Annotated in this window: 2 protein-coding genes; both read left to right on the forward strand. The window is 35.4% G+C overall.

Going from position 1 to position 1,470, the window contains the following annotated elements; genetic code table 11:
• The first annotated feature begins 54 nt into the window (after positions 1 to 54).
• Positions 55 to 615 carry a helix-turn-helix domain-containing protein gene (locus D1606_RS18425; protein ID WP_119417445.1) on the forward strand — a complete coding sequence of 187 codons (561 nt, stop codon included), beginning with the start codon at positions 55 to 57 and terminating at the stop codon, positions 613 to 615.
• Complete coding sequence (locus tag D1606_RS18430) at positions 576 to 1,442, forward strand: IS3 family transposase (RefSeq protein ID WP_233548173.1); 867 nt, start codon at positions 576 to 578, stop codon at positions 1,440 to 1,442. Before D1606_RS18425 ends, D1606_RS18430 begins: the two co-directional genes overlap by 40 nt.
• Positions 1,443 to 1,470: the final 28 nt, after the last annotated feature.

Below are 1,470 nucleotides of genomic sequence, written 5' to 3' on the forward strand. Positions count from 1 at the left end.
GGTGCTGCACCCCAAAAGTTAGAGTAAAAAATCTAATTTTTGGGGTGTTTTTCTATGGCTAAATATAGCGAAAAATTTAAATTTAAAGTAGTACAAGATTATTTAAGTGGTCCATTAGGTTACACTTTGACAGCCAAGAAACATGGTATAGTTACTTCTCAATTAAAGAGGTGGGTACGTTCATATAAAGAATTTGGTCGAAATGGCTTATCTGTAAAGAAAAAGAAGCAGTTTTATTCTGTTCAATTTAAATTAGATGTATTAAACTTTATGAAACAAACAGGTGCTTCTTATCAAGATACGGCAATTCAATTTAAGATGAATAATTTAAGTTTAATCGCAAATTGGAACAGTAAATTTCTAAAAGAAGGGATAGAGGGCCTGCAAGAAAAAGCAAAGGGGCGTCCGTCTATGTCTAAGAAACCAAAATTAACATCGAAGAAACAAGAAAAAATAATGTCACGTGAAGATCAGTTAGAACGTGAAAATGAACTACTTCGTTTAGAGGTGGCGTATTTAAAAAAGTTGAAGGCTTTTCGAGAGAATCCGGATGCCTTCCTCGAAAAGCACAAGCAATCATTGCGTTCGAACTTAAAGAAGAGGGATTCCGATTAAAAGATGTTATAAAACAAGTGGATATTCCTGAGGCAACGTACCATTATCACATCAAGCAAATGCATCAAGAGGATCCGGATGAAACCTGGAATACCTTGATATTAGAGACTTTTGAGAAACATGAAGGTCGATATGGTTATCGCCGTATTCATGCGGAATTGAAAGCACAAGGATACACAATTAATCATAAGAAGGTACAGCGTATCATGCAGAAATTAAACTTGAAATGTGAGAAATTTGTACGCAAATCACGCTATAAATCTTATAAAGGGACGATAGGAAAGGTGGCAAAGAATCGTTTAAACCGCCGTTTCAGCACACCGAATCCCCTTCAAAAGCTTGTAACAGACGTAACGGAATTCAAATGTACAGATGGTGAAAAACTTTACTTAAGTCCAATCATGGATTTATATAACGGTGAAATCATTGGGTTTAGTATGTCAAAACGTCCAACACTAGATTTTGTGATAGATTCACTTAAACAAGTACTTCCTGTTATACAAGATCATGCAAAATATCGGACAACCATTCACTCAGATCAAGGCTGGCATTATCAACATAAAACATGGGTCAAAACATTAAAGCAGAACAAGATTTTCCAAAGCATGTCTCGAAAAGCAACGTGTGCAGACAATGCCGCAATGGAGAACTTCTTCGGCTTACTTAAACAGGAAATGTATTATGGGGAAGAATTGATTGCTTACGAAGCATTAAAAAAGAAAATTGTTCAATATATAGATTATTATAATAACGAGCGAATTAAACAAAAACTGGCCGGTATGAGCCCGGTAAAATACCGAATTCATACCAGCCAATTAGCTGCATAACAAAAACTCTAACTTTAAGGGGTCACTA

The organism is Rummeliibacillus sp. POC4, from assembly GCF_003576525.1.
Lineage (GTDB): Bacteria > Bacillota > Bacilli > Bacillales_A > Planococcaceae > Rummeliibacillus.